The sequence below is a fragment of the Desulfobacula sp. genome, assembly GCF_030145145.1.
Classification (GTDB): Bacteria; Desulfobacterota; Desulfobacteria; order Desulfobacterales; family Desulfobacteraceae; genus Desulfobacula.
In genome coordinates, this window is sequence record NZ_JAQYWD010000013.1 from 1 (window position 1) to 17,496 (window position 17,496).

The following is a 17,496-nucleotide window of genomic DNA, read 5'->3' on the forward strand; positions in this document are numbered from 1 at the left end:
CCACGACCCGGGCTAACACCTCCATTTATAAATGAATTTTAGTGTCGGGGTTTTATCACGATTAACCGGACAAGTTAATTGTCGTCAACCGGACAGGATAATTGTCGCACAATATCGCAATGACCATAAGACGTTCAGAGTATCAATGATACCAGTTCAATTCTTGATAAGCTTTTTAACAATCTGACAGATCAAGCCGAAAAAGTTTATAGGGTTTACCTCTGGCTATTAAGCACGGTATCCTGGAACCAAAAAAACTCCGGACTTTCCCTGTCAGTACACACTTCATTTAAAATTATTCAAACCACAGCATAATAAAACCCGCTGCATAACTTGTATTGACCGGAACCGGACTTTATCAGAATTATCGTCTCCAATAGTTTTTGTGACCTGGAGGATTTGGGAATTTGAAAGGGTACCGTTTGATGGTATTTCAGGTCCGTATAGTTTAACGTGCTGCTGTGAGGCGAGCAACCGTTTCGCGCGGCCTTAACAGCAAAAGGTTATGTTTTTTTATTTTCCCATTTTAAATTAAACAATGTTGCTAATGTTTCTGCTTTTTTGAAAATTTCATCAAATGTTACTACTTCCACATCTTTCAGGCTTGTTCTAAAAAGCTCAAAGGATTTTCTCTTTTTTTCCGTATCTAATTCACGCGAAGCATTTCCAACTATAACCACACATCGAGGGTTAAAAACATCTATTTTATGATCTGTACCATTTGTTATTTCTTTTATGTTTTTTGACAACTCTCTTCTATAGTCTAGTACCTGAACGATTGAACCTGAAAGATCGTTTGAGGGCTTATGCACACCTCTACGATACCTTGTGCCAACAAGTTTTGTCATAGGTGTTTTAATTTCAACCAGAATTGCATCATTTGATGATTCATTTGTATATAAATAATCTACGAACTTTGCATTTTGTCGGTCAACATTCATGCCACCCACATAAGCTTTATCTTTAATGAAAATTACTGGCACTGAAAATAATTGTGATAATACGTAAGGATTTTCGTTGAATACGACTTGCCAGAACTCCTCATTAGAATTTTCTTTGTTCGCGTGCCATTTTTTGATCACATTAATTATTCTACGGGCTGAGTGACCCATCCATACAACTTCTTCAAGATTGTCCTTAAAAACACACATTGACCTACAACGCTCTGCTGAAGCCATCGCCCAGGCGGCTTTCATGGGGTCATTTTGCTCTATTGCTTTTTCAGCTATGGAGTTATACATACCAAAAAGAAGAGCCCACCATTCCAAAGTGTTTTGGTTTTCTTTTAATATTTTGAAAATATCTTCCGAGTGATCGGGATTATCAATATCAAAATCTTCAATTAATCTCGATTCCTTAAGAATCGAGTTACAGTACTTATCGTTTTCTTTTAGCCGTGAGAAAAACTTCTCAGGTTCTTTTTCCAATTGGCCTATGAAGATAAGCTTCGAAAACCACGCCAGGCCATACTTTGTTAAAACTGCGTTACTTTTTAATGGATTGGCTGACAAATTTATGAAACCTTTTGGAATTGTGAATTTATCACCTTTCTCAACTTTTATTCCATGGCCATTTTCACTGCGCTCTCTTAAGTTGATTTTCCGTCCACATTTGGAACAAGTTCTTATCACGTATGGTGTAGATAAATCGCTTATATCTATTAAATAATTACATTTATCGCATGACATTCTGTTTGTTCCTTATCAGCTCAATTCTAATCCATTCGTCCAACTCATATCTTCATATTTTCAAAACATAACCGCTAATCAGCCGCGCGGTTTTTTGTGTCGGCTACATTAGCCATGTTATTTTTTTACGATATCATTTCCATGGTTTAATAATCCGTCTGTCCTCGAATAATATGTCTCTGTATTCAGATCTTATTCTTGCATCGACTGCGACGATGCCTTTGTCTTCAGGTTTAAAATTGCCAACACCAAATGAATGCCAATAGTCTGTCCATGTTGAGTTATCATAGATAGGATTTAATATGGAAGAATGAGAAGTTATTATCCGGCTATCATTATATCTCTTTAATTCTGTTTCAATAATTATTGATCTACCACACATCCCCTTAATCCTAATATCAAATGGGATATACAGATACTGTCTTCCATCAAAAAAACCTTTCTTTTTCCACTCCCATTTGTAACGCCCTGGCGTGAATAGCGCATGCCCAATTTCATTGGTAGATCTATTAATTGTAAAATCACAGGCATTTGTGAATTGGTTATGGATTCTATGACAGTTGCTGCATTCAATATAATTCGATTGGATATTACCAATTCGGCGGGTGTCTTTTTGTCCACAGCTAAAACACTTAGTAATTGTATCCAAAATTGACCCAACTCCCCATCCTACAACTCCATTCAAGAACATTGAGAAAATATCAATCATTATTCATTCCTAAAACATAACCAGTGATTTATGCAGATCTGAATATCATGCAATTTACAATGTTATCCGATATGCACCGATAAAAAAATTTGGTTCATAAATCAGTATCAGTGTTTCAAATTTGAGTAAAGAGCTATTTGACCAATCGCAATCAAATGAACAAAGCTTGAAGAATTCCCCGTCAACAATATTTTCAGAATCTATGACTGAGATGGTTCCCAAAGCCAGTACGGAAGGAGAGGCCACCTCACCTTCCAGCAATCCAATCCGGGAAGAATAAAAATGGAAACCTAAGGGTTTACCCGGATTTACAGGAATGGTATGGGGTGGTATGAGATCAACCCAGATCAAAAAAATTTGAATGATTATTGAATTGTACTTTCGGGGGTTAATTATATTGATTAAGAGAAATTTAAAATGTCTTTAAAAGAAATGATTTTCAGTCTAATGCCAGCGTGGATCTTCCTATTTTCATGTTTTGTTCCAGTGCTATTGATTTTTTATATTTTCAAACATCAAACCAGAAAAAAGAAATCACCTCTGACTATAGATTTATTAAGAAGCCCGGGAGAATCATTAAGAATTCAGATCGATAAAAGTACCAATGACATCTTAGAAAACTTTTTTTTCCTATGCATTTTTCCTATTATTCTATATTCAGTCAGCATTACACAATATTCATTTTCCCACTGGAAACCGGGAATAACCTATTTCATTCTTATGGGTTTGATAATTACCGGCGGTTTGCTTTATTTTGGAAAAAAATTGTATAAACTATTCAAACAACGTAACCATTTACGCATAGGATATGAATGTGAAGTTGCCATAGGCCAAAGCCTTCAGAAACTTGCAAAATATGGTTTCAACACATTTCATGATTTCCCAGCACAAAAAAATTTTAATATTGATCATATTGCTGTTGGGCCTCAAGGAATTTTTGCAGTTGAAACTAAAGGCAGAGCTAAATTAAAAAAAGCAGAAAATAACAATTGGAAATTATTATTTGATGGGGAAAGACTACGTTTCCCTGGGTGGACAGAAACCGAACCTGTTTCTCAAACAACCCGGCAGGCAAAATGGCTTCAAAATTGGATAAAACAAGCAACCGGAGATCAACATTATGTGACACCAGTTTTAGCTATTCCAGGATGGTTTATAGATTTCCCCCCCAAACCAAGTGAACTAAAGATCTGCAATGGGAAAAGTTTTGATTTCCTCACAAAAAACAGAGCTGTATTAACCGAAAAGCAGATAGCGGTTATTTCATTTCAGATTGAAAAAATGTGCAGAAACATTGAATGTAAATCGTACAATAAAAAATAGGATGTAATATATGAGAAAGAAGACTATGTTTTTTATGATTATTGGGATCTTTTTTATGAGTAATCTGCTTGTTGGTTGTGCTACAACAGCTCAGACTCAATTTTACCGCCCCGTCAATTATGCTGGAGATCCTTACCAAATTTCTGGAAAATTTGACCCAATGAAAGGTTGGAATGGTGTTGTGAAAATTTATATTAATAGAATAGAGGTTATTAACAAACCTCTTCCTGTTTTTACGAATTCTACTGACGCTTCGGGAGTATTCGAAGATAAAAAAGTATCAACTACCATCACAAGAATAAAAACCTTTTTGTCATCCTATATTCGCGCTGACGTATTTATTGGATCAGAAAGAGCTGCATCTCTTACATTTTAGAATCAAAAGCTAACAACATAAACGGATAATCAAAGATTTAATTAAATATATGAAAGGTTATCGCCACCATGTTGCCAATATTTCCAATATCCGATCCGGCTCGCGGTATTTGACAGCAATCCAACCAGAGAAGAATAAAAATGGAAGCTAAGAGTTTACCCGATTTACAGATTGGATTTGGAGTGGTATGGGAAAAGAGAAAGTATGTTCTTTTTGTTTGGGGGAGTTTTGATCGGTAAAGGAAAGAAAAAGGAGAACGATCATAATGAAAAAGACAATAATTATATTTACTATGCTATTAATAGCCCCATCCATTTCATATGCGGTAAACATAAACGACCTTCCAGGTGATTATACTTTAACCAGTTTAAAAGTAACCGGTGGTGGTTTAACTTTCCAACCCACATCTTTTTCGGGTAGGGCTTCCATGACAGAGAAAGGTTTTGTGATGGATGCGTATATTACTAACATAGACGGTAACGGTGTTAATCTAAACTCCTGTGGATTCTACACTTTAGGTACAGATGGACTGACAATTAATATTTCATTAAGGGGTGGGGATTCCGGTACAGTTACCGTGTCATACTCAAACGAGAACCTTTTGGTTAAAGAGTATGAATATGTGAATAACATTCAATATTTGACTGAGTATACTTTCAAAAAAGATAAATCGTATTACACATCGACAGGATACACCCAAGCCCAACTTGACCTTGCGGTTTCAAATGCTGTAGAAGCTAAAAACACTGTTATTGCTCAAAAAGATGCTCAGATAGCATCTATGTACACACAGACCCAACTTGACCAGGTTGTTTCCAATGCTATGGCAGCTAAAGATGAGATTATATTACAAAAAAACAAAACGATTTCTCAGCTTACCGATATGGACGGTGATAATGTCACTGATATGATAGATATAATGCTTGGGCTGCAGGTTTTATCTGGAAAGCGATAAAACAACTGCAATGTTTTGTGTGAGCAGCGACTTCCAGACGGGATGTGGCGGAGTTTTAATGGGTAGGATTGGTTAGCTCAACAATTAAATGAATCAAAAAACAAATCACTATTCTTATGGAGCTATTCCGTTATGAAACATAAGAAAATGTCCGATATTTTGAAAGAAATGGCCTTAACGGTTTTAAAAGAACCATACGCTATACCATCAAGTGAGGCTGCACATGCCGCCTTACTCCTTTCACATGCTGCCTGGAACAGGTCAATAGGTCAAATATTCCATGATAAAGATTGCCAACCCATTCTTCAAGAATTTGAAAAATCAAGACCGGGATTCTGGTCAGAGCTAAAAACCAAAGATTGGAAATCGCTTGTTGATGATCTAATGAACTATAAAAAACAGCACTTTTCTCATGACAAACGTATAGTTGTTGTATGTGGAATGAGAGATCACAATGTGCACGTTGAATGGAAAGAAACGAAAAAAGAAAGGCTAATAGATTAGCAGGGAGTTTTAATCCCCCAGTCTCCAGCAATCCAACCCGGGAAGAATAAAAATGAAAAAATTAGGAGGTTACCCGATTTACAGGTTGGGTTTGTGGTGGTATGGAAATAGACGAAGCTGATCAGGAGTTTTGATCTGTAGGATTGACGATTCAAAGATTTGAATGAACTTAATATTTTAAAAGGATCTCGATATCCAATAAAAGAATAAAAAAATATTCGCTTGATTATGCTTCCGCAATATATTAGAATCGTAACCGTTGGAATATAAAGACATCCCTTCATGTTCTTGCTGTCCTTCTTCCCAAAATGTTTAGCAACATAGATACGACTATTTCCTAAATCTTATCCAATTCATATTATAGTTGATCAGATAGTTAAAGCCAAACCATCCGTAACGATGGGACGAATAATACGGAGTCTTGGAGACAAGACAGCCGGGTTGCTCATATTAAGAGCAACCGTTTTTTTGAATTTAAGAAGAAGAGAAAGGAGATGATGCCTATGATTGTTCAAATTTACAACCATATCTAAAAAGAACGTTTCAATCCAGAGAATTAACTGACCAGTTTAAATTAATAATAAGGAGGTATTATATGAAAAGCAAATTACTGGCGATATCCCTTGTGCTGGGATGGATAATTTTTACCATTTCCCCAATGGTTTGGGCTGACGACTGCAACTGCGAAAATGAAACCTACACTATAGATGCTGACTTCGATGGTGGTACCTTAGTGAACGTTAACCATGAGGATCCAAACAACGACCAATTGCAACTGGACAGTGAAGCAACACCTTTCGGATTTATTTGGGTAGCCGTATCTTCCAAGGGAACCGTTGTCAAAATTGATACCGATACCGGAGCAGTGCTGGGTGAATACCGCACCACACCCTCAAGTCAGGGTCTGGGGAACCCGTCTCGGACAACGGTTGACAATGATGGCAGCGTTTGGGTGGCAAACCGTAACGATGTCTCGAACGGATTTGGGACAATCGTGCATATCGGTCTCCTGGAAAACGGCCAGTGTGAGGACCGCAACGGCAACGGAGTCATCGACACCTCCACCGGACTCGGGGACGTAAAGTCATGGACCGATGCCTCAGGAACTCGTGGGGTCGAGACAGCTGACGACGAGTGTATTACTCATTATACCCAGGTCAACTCGACAGGCACTAGGCACATCTCCGTTGACGCCAATAACGATGTTTGGGTCAGTGGAATCGGCAATCGGGTTTTTGACCTGGTCCAAGGCGGGCGGTACGATGTTCCCGGCTCCGGCACCATCATCCGTTCGGAACCCTCGGTTGGCTACGGCGGGTATGGGGGCCTAATAGATCCTAACGGCGTCATCTGGTCTGCGCGCAACCTTCTGCGCTGGGACGTCGCAAATTTATTGACTGGCCCCAACGGTGACCCTCCAGGAGACTCAATCGGGCCACCTGCTGTTGGAACGAATTGGTCCGGCCAGAGTTCACCGGATAGCTACGGGCTGTGCATCGATAGCCAGGGAAATGTCTGGAACACTCAGGTAAGTGGAGGCCTGATTAACAAGTATAAACCAGATGGCACTTGGTTAGGTGGTTTTTCCCACGGCTGGGAAAATGCACAAGGCTGCGTGGTGGACGGGAATGATGATGTCTGGGTTGCGCACTCCATTGCTGAGGGGGGCTCCAATACGGTTGGACATATTTTGAATGACGGGACATATATAGGCAACGTCACCTTGGATCCAACCGAGAATGCTTGGGCCACAGGCGTGGCTGTAGACAGGGAGGGAAAAATATGGGCTACTGGTTATAACAGTAGGAAGGTTTATCGGATAGATCCCACAAAAGACCCTCTCGATGCAGATGGTTGGACACCTGTTGGTAAGGTTGATTTTACTTCGGTCAATCTCGGTGGTTTACTCTATAACTATAGCGACATGACTGGAAGCACACTGATCGCGCCTCCAGACACCGGCACCTGGACGATTATATACGATAGTGGGTGTGCCCTGAATGACTGGACGACGGTGAAAGTGAAATGGGCTTCTGATGAGCCCGGCGACAGTTCGATTATGGTGGAGGTCTCCTCCAGTGAGGACGGGGTAACATTCGGATCGTCCCAGGTCACGGCAAACGGCGATCCGCTGACAGTGGGCGAAGGTCAATATTTAAAAGTGATGGTGACCTTTGAGCGAAGCACATATACCGATGATGACAATGATGGTATCAATGATTCTCCAATATTGTACGACCTGACAGTTGAATGCAATCTGCCGCCCGATTGTTCTCAAGCAGCAGCAAGTATAGATACTATCTGGCCACCGAATCACAATTGGGTAGATATTGGTATAATCGGTGTAACCGACCCCGATGGTGATCCGGTTACAATCACAATTGATAGCATTAATCAGGATGAGCCCGTCGACACCTATGGTGATGGAAAATTCACCCCTGATGGCCAGGTAATTGGAACCGATACGGCCTCGGTGCGCGCAGAGCGGGCAGGCAGTAAAAAAGTACCAGGTAACGGTCGCGTTTATCATATCGCCTTCACCGCCAGTGATGATAAGGGTGGCGAATGCAATGGAGAAGTGCTCGTGGGAGTACCTCATGATCAGGGTCAAGGGAATGTCCCAATAGACGACGGCCCCTCTTATGATTCAACGGCGTTATCGCCATAAGTAGGACCAAGGTGACATACCTGGATGAAGGCAGGGTCAGAAAGGCCCTGCCTTTTTTGTGCTTTGTCAGTATCCTCAAAATTTCGATTATATTATATGAACCAAAAGCAGCATCATAAGGATTTTGTAATTGCCCCTTTCTTAAAAATCTGCTCAAACACAATATGATGTATCCTGTCCGATGAAAATTTTCCAATAAGGGAAACCTCTGCTTTCCAAAAAAACATTTGACATTCTTCTTTTTTTCATGAAATACTAAGCACGGTTCGCTTCCCCGAGTTGACCAAAGCCCTCGCAAGGGGGCAGCATGACACAATCAGCTTTCGAAAAACCTGTAGACACTCAGTCTGACAAGTTTTTTGCGTTCTGGCCTCCTTTTATCCAACAATCCAGAAAGGAGGGCATCTTGGAAGTATCTATTCCAAACTTCGACTATTCCGTCTTTGACCCAGAAACAAGAGAATTCCTTCGAGTCAAAGAAACATTAATCAAAATCAGAACCAATCAGACCGTTATCGAAAACGGGAGGGATCTGTCCGAAGCAAAGGGAAAACTCAACGAAAATGGAGAATTATTCCATACATGGGTTGAATCTGCTATCGGGATAAAGTTCGAAAGGGCTTATGAGTATATACGAATATACAAACAATTTGGCTCTATTGCGGAATCCGCAATAGATAATTTTCAGAAAAGCTCCCTGATTCTTCTGTCTTCGCCATCCACCCCGCCAGAAGCCAAGCGAGAATCTATTGCCAGAGCAGAATCAGGGGAAAAAATAACGCATAAGCTGGCCAAAGAAATTCAAGCAAAGCACAAAAAAAAAATCGAAGAAAAAGAAGCCCGTATCAAAGAGCTTGAACAGCCCAAAGCCCCTAACCTCGATAACCTTATTCCCCAATTATTGAAAAAATACAAAGGTGCATCTATCACAATCGGAACAGCCAACCGGCTATCTGTGTTAGATGAAGGCCATCAAAAACTATTCCTGACATACATTGAATCAAGCCAATGGGCCTCAAAAGAAAAGGTATCCGCCATTGATGAAAAGCTCAAGGCCTTGGAGGATCTGAACAAGGCTATAAAAGAACGCGATGAAATAAGAGAAAAGCTTGATGAGATCGCCACCACCGACACCGCCCAAATCTTTCTTGATAAAGAACAGGCGTTAAAAAAAGCCAGAAGAGATTATGACAGGCGCATTATTGAAGAACGAAACAAAGCCAGCCTGGAAGCCTCACAGATCCATGAAAGGCTGAATAAAGACAAGATCCATGAGGCTGAAGCTGAACGGGATAAAGCCAAACGGCAGGAAAACGAGTGGAAGGATAAAGCCAAGGCAGCATGGGACAAACGCAAGGAGCTTGAAGCTAAGGTCAAGAAGCTTGAAGAGCAATTTGAAGTTGACAACCCAACCAATGTTGACAATGCAAGAGTGCTGCACATCGAAGATGCTGGACATGGTTTTTTGATAGGAATTAATGAGCTGAGAAAAGATATGATTTTGATTGGCGGAGGCATGGATAGGTCAATTAAGGCTGTCCAGGAAGTCATTGAAAAAGCATCGCTTGAGTTGGCGAAACTCGTTGAAAACCAAGACGCAATAATCAATATATAAAAAAGGAGATCCTTAAATGATTTCAGATTTTGATAAAGAAAGACGGTTAGAACAAAAATATCAAGGTGTTTTGGCGTATACAGAAGCAAAAGGATTTTTAAGGGAAACTCCATATACATCTGCCAAGATAACTGGTGCGGTAAAAAGGTTTATTAAAGCAGAAGGAATAGAAAAACCAAAAAATTTCACTGAAATGGAAAGCTTTGTAAATTCACTGGTGGACTTTTACCTTGACGCGAATCCTGAGGCGCATACCGATGGTGAATTTATTCTCCACCAATCCGTATCAAACTATATCGCCTTCTCTCAAGTCTGGAAAATAAAGGCCAGGACATCAACTATCCTTGATCCAGATCTGATGGGAACGGTTGGGAATTGGTTGGCTGCAAGAAGTTCGTTGGCTTCCATGTCAATGGTTATTCCGTCAATGGCAAAGAGGGCCAACGGATACAATAAAGAGCTATATGACCAAATGAAGCAAGATCTTCCTTATATTTTTCAGAGTTTTTATATCACCGGTCATGCATTATCAAAGGGTAAGGTAGCCCTTCCGGAAAACAAATCACAAGAAGCTGTAACAAGAATGATAGGCGCATTTTATGCCGGTGATAAGGGGATTATTGAAGCGGTTGAAAAACTCGATCAGATTGAAAACAAGAAGGACTTTGCATAATGAAAGACCAAATCCAAAAACTGAAGACTTCCGTAGCATACCCAACAACCTCAAATCAACTGCCAGCAACAGAACCGGTGACATTGGTTTTTCCGAAAACTCATTACAGGAACCCGTTTGATTTTTCACGCCCCGGGAATGTTCATCTTTATCAGGTCCATGGTTTCAAGATGGGGGTGATCAAATGACCCACCAAAAAGCCCAGTACCTCCACGCTAAAAAAAGATTCTCCCAAAGATTTGATATACGCATATCCAAGAAGGGTTACAAGAATCTTATCCGTCAAATCCAAACCAATAAATCTATTTTCATTGAAAGGATCTCCAATAGAAAAACCAACCACCTGGTGGAGCTTGATGGGAATCCCTTTTTGGTGGGGTATGATTCCAGTACGAAAAGGATTGCGACTGTGTTGCCGGCCAAACGGTTGGAAGAGGTTTATTCATGAAATACTGGTATGGTGATCTCGTTCAAATGGAATTGTTTTAGGGATATAAATTGACTGAAACCGATCTTGACATACTCGCTTCAAGGCTTGCAGAAAAGCTTTCGATTCAGCCTCGTTGGTTGAAATTGAAGCAGGCTGCTATGTATTCGAGTATCGGAAGATCGGAATTGGTCAGACTGGCAAGCGAAGGTTCAATAGAGGGCTTTCAAGATAAAACGATCAAAACAAAGCCGTGGATTTTCGATAAAGAGTCTATCGATGGGTACCGGCGCAAGCAATACGGACAATCGATAAATGAGGAAGATGAACAGATTGGACTTGATATCGTCAACTCGATAGGATTATAACAATGAACATGGCAAGTTTTTATATTGATAAGTTTAGGATTTTTCAGCGGTCAGAGTATGCTGGGACATATTATATTGAGTTCAAACAGGTCGGCAAAAGACCCCTGAAAAGATCCCTGAAAACAAAGTGTCCGGACACAGCGGAGAAGCGCGCGCGGATAGCCATTGAAAAGTATTACCAGCGAAAAATTATTTCCATCCAGAAAGCTAAAGACAAACCCATTCTTGAGTATCTTGACGAATTCTTAGCGGCAAAGGCCTTTGATTCGCATTCGTCAGAAAGGGGATATGTTACGGCTGTGAATGTATTCGTCGAATTCATAGGCGATAAGAGCTTGAGATTGATCAATGACAGGGATATTGAAAAATTCAAGCGGCTCCACATTCAAAAGCGTATAAACAAAGGAACTGGCCCAATAACAAAGATCACCATCAATACTTACCTTGTGAGGCTAAAGGCATTATTCAGGCAGGCAAAGGATGATGGATACATCGATGCCGTTCCAAAATTCGTAAAGTATAAAATAGGGAAGAGGTTGCCGGTCATCCTTTCCGAATCGGACAAAGAAAAGATCCTGGATTACATCAAGAAAGAGGACCCACGGTTTTATCAAATTTGTAAGTTTGCCATTTTTACCGGGTGCCGACGTTCAGAGATCCTTTCGGCCAGGTGGGAAAACTTCAACCACTTTACGATCCGGGTTGTTGGGAAAGGAGATAAAGAAAGAACGGTCCCTCTTGTTCCCCAGGCGAAGGAGGCTATGGGCACCGTTCAAGGCAATGGGCCTATTTTCTGGCAGGCACACCCAGACACTTATTCCCATTATTTTAAAAAATATGCCAGGGCCTGTGGTATCCATGGCGTTAATTTCCATAAAATGCGACACACCGCCGCGACGAATATGCTTGAGGCTGGAATAAACATTTCCGTTGTCCAAAAAGTTTTGGGTCATACCGACCTTTCAACGACGAAAATTTATACCCATATTATGGAAGAATTTTTGATAAAAGAGATGGAAAAATTTGGGCAAATTTAAGGGTACTTTACGCCCTGTAGCGCACCCTGCCAGCTTGAGAAGTGCATGGTTACGGGATCGGTCAGCCTACTCGTAATGAGCAGGTCTACGGTTCGAATCCGTACATTGGCTCCATAAAATATAATAAAAACGGTAGGTTATAAATTTATATAATTTTGCCGTTTTTTTCTTTCCAAACATTTCTTTTTGTGTTAAAAAAAAAAATGATTTCACTATTTTGAATCAATTTTATCAGCATTATTTCGGCGCAAAGGGCTCCTTTTTCGAATTCATCTCTTTTGGAATCATGATCTTATCGATTACGAATGATTAACTCTTTTTGTGTTCTGACTTGCCCAGGTCAGGAAATAGAGTCACATCACTCGGAATTGATCACACGGCATCCCTTCTCCAAATGATACGATATCATTCATGTTATTTTGTCTTCGCTGGACAACTTTTTAGAAAACAGCGCTGAAATCAAATTTTTTCATGATGAATTGAAGGGAGGATATATGAAAAAAATATTGTTAAATGGCCTGGTTATTGTAATTTATCTATCGTTTTTTATCCCCCATGGATTTGGCGCAACCCTGATACAACTGTCCAAAGAAGGGGCCATTCAGTCACAACTTTCTATGCCCCAGCCCTTTTCGGTTCCACTCCTGAAATCCATTATTGGATTAAGCGGACAAGAGGATTTAAAGCTCTTAAAACAGCACACCGAACCTAACAACATCGTCCGATACCGCTACAATCAATTATACAAGGGCATACCCATATGGGGATATCATATCCTTGTTGCCAGGAACGCATTGGGCAATGTCATCGGGCTTTTCGGCACCAAAGTTACCGATATCGCTCCGGATATCCCGGATAATTCGTTGACAGCTCCTGCCATAAACGCCCAGACGGCATTATCCCAGATGAAGCAACGCCATATCACCAACAGCCCGCTATCCGATCAAACCTGGATATTTGAAAACGAAGTCAGCAAACAGGTGATCTACATCGATAATAGCAACCAGGCAAAATTAGCCTACCTGGTTTCTTTTTTTGCCGATGTCGAGAAGGGGGGGCACCCGGCGCGACCAACCCTGATCCTGGATGCGATAACACAGGAGATTCTCAGAGAATTTAATGCCCTGATGCATTCAGACGGCACTGGTCCGGGTGGCAATGAAAAAACCGGCGAATATTATTACAGTTTAGATTTCCCCGCATTTGACGTCACGCAGTCCGGCATGACATGCACCATGGAGACTGCCGAGGTGAAGACCATCAATCTGAATAACAGTCCCCCCATAAACACCGCCTATGCCTATCCCTGCTATGAGAACACGGTCAAGGAAATAAACGGGGCCTTCAGCCCGATCAATGATGCCCATTTTTTTGGTGGTATTGTCTGCGATATGTATCATGAATGGTTTGACACCCCCCCCCTGACCTTTCAATTGGTTTTGCGCGTTCACTATGGCACCGATTATGAAAATGCCTTCTGGAACGGGTCATCCGTAACATTTGGTGACGGTGCCAGCGTCTTTTACCCGTTGGTGGGATTGGACATTGTCTCCCATGAAATCGGCCATGGATTTACCGGTCAACATTCCGGTTTGAATTATTCCGGTCAATCCGGTGGTATTAACGAAGCCTTTTCCGATATGGCGGGCGAGGCTGCTGAATTTTATTTTAGAGGTTCGAATGATTTTCAAATCGGCTATGATATTATTAAAGGTACCGGTGCCCTGCGTTACATGGATGATCCACCCAAAGACGGAAAGTCCATAGACAGTGCCGATGATTTTTACGTCGGTCAGAATGTTCACTACAGCAGCGGTGTATTTAACAAAGCGTTTTATCTGCTGGCCACCACTGCGGGGTGGAATACCCGGACAGCATTTGAAGTTTTTGTCAAAGCCAATCAAAACTATTGGCAACCCAGTACTGATTTCGTCACCGGGGCCCAAGGTGTCCTTTATGCAGCAATTGATCTCGGATACGCGGCCCAGGACGTTGTTGATGCATTTGCAGAGGTGGATATTTTCATTGACAATCCCCAAAATGGCACTGCTGATTTCACGGTTACCACGGATTTGTTAACGGCCAGCTTTACCGACATCAGTTCCTGCAGCGATTGTACGATCATTTCCTGGGACTGGGATTTTGGCGACGGCACCGGCTCCATTGAGCAGAATCCGGTGCACACCTATTTGGCCCCCGGTACCTATACCGTGACCTTATCGGTAACCGACAATAAGGGGGAGACCAACAGCAAATCCAAATCGGTCAAGGTGGGCACCCTACCGGAGTACTGTGAGACCGGCGGCAGCAACCAGGCCTTCGAGTGGATTCAAACCGTTTCTGTGGGTGACTTTTCCAACACCACGGGTGCCAGCAGTTACTCTGACTTTTCCGACCAGGTCATTGAGGTGTCCTGCGGCAGCACCTATGCGATCAGCCTGACACCGGGATTTGCCGGGTCGGTTTATACCGAATACTGGCGGATCTGGGCGGATCTAAACCAAGACGGGGATTTTGATGATGCTTTTGAGTTGCTTTTTGAGGGCAGTGGCAATGGCGTGGTGCCCTGCAATATCGCCTTTTCGAGCCAAGCCGTTCCAGGCAAAACGCGGATGCGGGTGTCGATGAAATACGGCAGCTATGCCAGCGACTGCGGCAGCTTTGTCTACGGTGAGGTGGAAGACTACACCCTGAATATATACAATACCGGACCCATTGAGCCTACTGCGGCATTCAACTATACGGTGGACGGTCTGAGTGCCACTTTTACCGATGCGAGCCTATCCCCCGGCAGCAGTATTGAAAGCTGGGACTGGAATTTTGGCGACGGTAACAGTGCCACAGACCAACATCCGGAACATATCTATACAAAAACGGGAAGCTACATAGTGACCTTAACGGTTACTGCCAGCAATGCCCAGACCGCGAGTATATCCAAAACGATCAACGTTGATGATACCTCGCTGGCGTACTGCGAAAGCAATGGCAGCAATCAGACCTATGAGTGGGTAAAAACCGTTTCAATAGGCAATTTTTCCAATAACTCGGCTGCCAGCGGGTATTCTGATTTTACAGGTCAAATCATAGAGGTGACCAGTGGCAGCAGCAGTCCGATCAGTCTGACACCGGGCTTTACCGGTTCCGCTTACACTGAATACTGGCGCATCTGGGCAGACTTAAATCGCGATAAGGATTTTGACGACATCGGCGAATTTTTGTTTGAAGGCAGCGGTAGCGAAAAAATCTCCGGTCAGATAACGATTCCATCAAACATTTCCCCCGGTGATAGCCGTTTACGGGTAACGATGAGCTACGGCAGCAACACTGAAGCCTGCGGAAGCTTTAACTACGGTGAGGTGGAAGACTATACCCTGAGGGTATCCGACGGGGGACCCGTCGAGCCCACTGCGGCATTCAGCTATACGGTGGACGGTCTGAGTGCCACTTTTACCGATGCGAGCCTATCCCCCGGCAGCAGTATTGAAAGCTGGGACTGGAATTTTGGCGACGGTAACAGTGCCACAGACCAACATCCGGAACATATCTATACAAAAACGGGAAGCTACATAGTGACCTTAACGGTTACTGCCAGCAATGCCCAGACCGCGAGTATATCCAAAACGATCAACGTTGATGATACCTCGCTGGCGTACTGCGAAAGCAATGGCAGCAATCAGACCTATGAGTGGGTAAAAACCGTTTCAATAGGCAATTTTTCCAATAACTCGGCTGCCAGCGGGTATTCTGATTTTACAGGTCAAATCATAGAGGTGACCAGTGGCAGCAGCAGTCCGATCGTTCTGACACCGGGCTTTAGTGGTTCCGCTTATAACGAACACTGGCGCATCTGGGCAGATTTAAACCGCGATGGTGATTTTGACAATTCCAGTGAACTGCTGTTTGAAGGCAGCGATAACAAAGCGATCTATGGCCAGATGACCATCCCGGCAGATACTCCGACCGGGACTACCCGATTGCGGATTTCGATGCAATACAAGAGCTATACAGAAGCCTGCGACAATTATGGTTACGGTGAGGTGGAAGATTACACCCTGAATATACAATAAACGGCACAACACATTGATGCCATCATCAGACAGGCTAAATATCACCGTCATGGGTCCGGGGGTGAAATACTGTCTTTTTAGCAGATTAAGCATATTTTTTTCTCAATTATGTAATTTAGTTCTCAAATATATGTATTTTATGTAACAATACTACTTTAACTTCATAGGAAAAAAAATACCTTAAATAACTGTAAATACTATAGAATAAGGCTCTTGAAACACAAAAAAAATTGGTCTGATTTTTGCATTAAAAAAGTACTGAATAAATCTCCGAAATGATCTGTAGACAAAAAAACAGACTGTCTAAGTCGGTGTTACGTTTCCTGAATTCTCCATGCGCTTTTACTATTTCATAAATTCTTTGGGTTTTTTTAACCATAAAGGGGATAATGGCACGAACGCCATGTGTATAACTTATTAATATATAATTAAAAAAGGAGTTGTTCTTATGAAAAAAATTTTTTTTCTGATTATTGTATGTGTTTTTAGTTTAGGCTTTACACCGGCTGCTTTTGCCGATCTTGAGGGTGAAGCAACTGCCCATGTGTGGGTGGATGTTGTACCGAACGTGGCAGTGGGCGTTCTTGATTCTCAAGTTGATATTGGCGAAGTACAGATGGGTCAATTTTCGGCTCTAATCGGCTTCAGGATAGACGCCAATATGGAAGACGTAAACCTCTATCCTATGGTCAGCCACCTCTATAAAGGAGATGATCCTACCAATACTGATGTGGCGCCAATTCTCGTTGCCGAAAGAGAGGGCGTGTTGATTGAACCAACGAATGCGAATCCAACTGCTGGTGCAAGTAATGTCGCAGCAAGCGAAACTGCGTTTGGCGATCCTACTCTTGGTGAGTGGGCAGGATGGCAATTTGGGATAATCAATTTTGAAAGCAGCCAGAATGGTCATTTCAGCCAAGATGTGTTTGTAACCGCCTACTGGGATCAGACCGATCCTGAAAAACCTCAGGGCGAGTACAGTGGATTTGTAACGCTTTACTGTCTACTGACACCATAAATTGTGATGTCATTTTTTTAAGATAGCGTTCGTGCCATCCCTTTTATGCTTTAAAATAAAAGCGGCCC

Annotated in this window: 14 protein-coding genes; 12 read left to right on the top strand and 2 right to left on the bottom strand. The window is 42.0% G+C overall.

Annotated elements, in window-relative coordinates:
* Nucleotides 1–503 precede the first annotated feature (503 nt).
* Nucleotides 504–1,688, bottom strand: a complete 1,185-nt coding sequence (locus Q1Q15_RS08880; RefSeq protein ID WP_300458631.1) for a DUF4263 domain-containing protein — start codon at nucleotides 1,686–1,688, stop codon at nucleotides 504–506.
* Nucleotides 1,689–1,821: 133 nt separating this feature from the next.
* The gene (locus Q1Q15_RS08885; protein ID WP_300458633.1) at nucleotides 1,822–2,397 is read right to left on the bottom strand and encodes a hypothetical protein; all 576 of its coding nucleotides are present in this window, start codon (nucleotides 2,395–2,397) and stop codon (nucleotides 1,822–1,824) included.
* Between the two features lie 417 nt (nucleotides 2,398–2,814).
* Between Q1Q15_RS08885 and Q1Q15_RS08890 the strand changes: the two genes are divergently transcribed.
* The 12 genes from Q1Q15_RS08890 to Q1Q15_RS08945 all read left to right on the top strand — a co-directional run bounded on the left by Q1Q15_RS08890 (nucleotide 2,815) and on the right by Q1Q15_RS08945 (nucleotide 17,428).
* A complete protein-coding gene (locus Q1Q15_RS08890; protein ID WP_300458636.1) occupies nucleotides 2,815–3,720 on the top strand; it encodes a nuclease-related domain-containing protein in 906 nt (301 codons plus the stop codon).
* Between the two features lie 10 nt (nucleotides 3,721–3,730).
* A complete protein-coding gene (locus tag Q1Q15_RS08895; RefSeq protein WP_300458637.1) occupies nucleotides 3,731–4,096 on the top strand; it encodes a hypothetical protein in 366 nt (121 codons plus the stop codon).
* Nucleotides 4,097–4,361: 265 nt separating this feature from the next.
* Nucleotides 4,362–5,051 carry a hypothetical protein gene (locus tag Q1Q15_RS08900; RefSeq protein WP_300458638.1) on the top strand — a complete coding sequence of 230 codons (690 nt, stop codon included), beginning with the start codon at nucleotides 4,362–4,364 and terminating at the stop codon, nucleotides 5,049–5,051.
* 132 nt (nucleotides 5,052–5,183) lie between these two features.
* Nucleotides 5,184–5,555, top strand: a complete 372-nt coding sequence (locus Q1Q15_RS08905) for a hypothetical protein (protein ID WP_300458641.1) — start codon at nucleotides 5,184–5,186, stop codon at nucleotides 5,553–5,555.
* Nucleotides 5,556–6,150: 595 nt separating this feature from the next.
* Nucleotides 6,151–8,223: a hypothetical protein gene (locus tag Q1Q15_RS08910; RefSeq protein WP_300458642.1), complete on the top strand. Its 2,073-nt coding sequence runs from the start codon at nucleotides 6,151–6,153 to the stop codon at nucleotides 8,221–8,223.
* 307 nt (nucleotides 8,224–8,530) lie between these two features.
* A complete protein-coding gene (locus Q1Q15_RS08915; protein WP_300458645.1) occupies nucleotides 8,531–9,838 on the top strand; it encodes a hypothetical protein in 1,308 nt (435 codons plus the stop codon).
* A gap of 16 nt (nucleotides 9,839–9,854) precedes the next feature.
* On the top strand, nucleotides 9,855–10,511 hold the full coding sequence (locus Q1Q15_RS08920) for a hypothetical protein (RefSeq protein ID WP_300458646.1): 657 nt from the start codon (nucleotides 9,855–9,857) through the stop codon (nucleotides 10,509–10,511).
* Between the two features lie 184 nt (nucleotides 10,512–10,695).
* Nucleotides 10,696–10,959, top strand: a complete 264-nt coding sequence (locus Q1Q15_RS08925; RefSeq protein WP_300458647.1) for a hypothetical protein — start codon at nucleotides 10,696–10,698, stop codon at nucleotides 10,957–10,959.
* Between the two features lie 50 nt (nucleotides 10,960–11,009).
* The gene (locus tag Q1Q15_RS08930; protein WP_300458648.1) at nucleotides 11,010–11,306 is read left to right on the top strand and encodes a hypothetical protein; all 297 of its coding nucleotides are present in this window, start codon (nucleotides 11,010–11,012) and stop codon (nucleotides 11,304–11,306) included.
* Nucleotides 11,307–11,308: 2 nt separating this feature from the next.
* On the top strand, nucleotides 11,309–12,343 hold the full coding sequence (locus tag Q1Q15_RS08935; RefSeq protein WP_300458649.1) for a tyrosine-type recombinase/integrase: 1,035 nt from the start codon (nucleotides 11,309–11,311) through the stop codon (nucleotides 12,341–12,343).
* Between the two features lie 494 nt (nucleotides 12,344–12,837).
* Complete coding sequence (locus Q1Q15_RS08940; protein ID WP_300458651.1) at nucleotides 12,838–16,410, top strand: GEVED domain-containing protein; 3,573 nt, start codon at nucleotides 12,838–12,840, stop codon at nucleotides 16,408–16,410.
* A gap of 448 nt (nucleotides 16,411–16,858) precedes the next feature.
* The gene (locus tag Q1Q15_RS08945; protein ID WP_300458653.1) at nucleotides 16,859–17,428 is read left to right on the top strand and encodes a hypothetical protein; all 570 of its coding nucleotides are present in this window, start codon (nucleotides 16,859–16,861) and stop codon (nucleotides 17,426–17,428) included.
* Nucleotides 17,429–17,496 lie beyond the last annotated feature (68 nt).

What these genes read in the sequence shown, in the direction of transcription:
- Q1Q15_RS08945 (WP_300458653.1), top strand. Translation starts at nt 16,859, where the DNA reads ATGAAAAAAATTTTTTTTCTGATTATTGTATGTGTTTTTAGTTTAGGC.
- Q1Q15_RS08890 (WP_300458636.1), top strand. Translation starts at nt 2,815, where the DNA reads ATGTCTTTAAAAGAAATGATTTTCAGTCTAATGCCAGCGTGGATCTTC.
- Q1Q15_RS08920 (WP_300458646.1), top strand. Translation starts at nt 9,855, where the DNA reads ATGATTTCAGATTTTGATAAAGAAAGACGGTTAGAACAAAAATATCAA.
- Q1Q15_RS08925 (WP_300458647.1), top strand. Translation starts at nt 10,696, where the DNA reads ATGACCCACCAAAAAGCCCAGTACCTCCACGCTAAAAAAAGATTCTCC.
- Q1Q15_RS08880 (WP_300458631.1), bottom strand. Translation starts at nt 1,688, where the DNA reads ATGTCATGCGATAAATGTAATTATTTAATAGATATAAGCGATTTATCT.
- Q1Q15_RS08915 (WP_300458645.1), top strand. Translation starts at nt 8,531, where the DNA reads ATGACACAATCAGCTTTCGAAAAACCTGTAGACACTCAGTCTGACAAG.
- Q1Q15_RS08885 (WP_300458633.1), bottom strand. Translation starts at nt 2,397, where the DNA reads ATGATTGATATTTTCTCAATGTTCTTGAATGGAGTTGTAGGATGGGGA.
- Q1Q15_RS08900 (WP_300458638.1), top strand. Translation starts at nt 4,362, where the DNA reads ATGAAAAAGACAATAATTATATTTACTATGCTATTAATAGCCCCATCC.
- Q1Q15_RS08905 (WP_300458641.1), top strand. Translation starts at nt 5,184, where the DNA reads ATGAAACATAAGAAAATGTCCGATATTTTGAAAGAAATGGCCTTAACG.
- Q1Q15_RS08940 (WP_300458651.1), top strand. Translation starts at nt 12,838, where the DNA reads ATGAAAAAAATATTGTTAAATGGCCTGGTTATTGTAATTTATCTATCG.
- Q1Q15_RS08895 (WP_300458637.1), top strand. Translation starts at nt 3,731, where the DNA reads ATGAGAAAGAAGACTATGTTTTTTATGATTATTGGGATCTTTTTTATG.
- Q1Q15_RS08935 (WP_300458649.1), top strand. Translation starts at nt 11,309, where the DNA reads ATGAACATGGCAAGTTTTTATATTGATAAGTTTAGGATTTTTCAGCGG.
- Q1Q15_RS08910 (WP_300458642.1), top strand. Translation starts at nt 6,151, where the DNA reads ATGAAAAGCAAATTACTGGCGATATCCCTTGTGCTGGGATGGATAATT.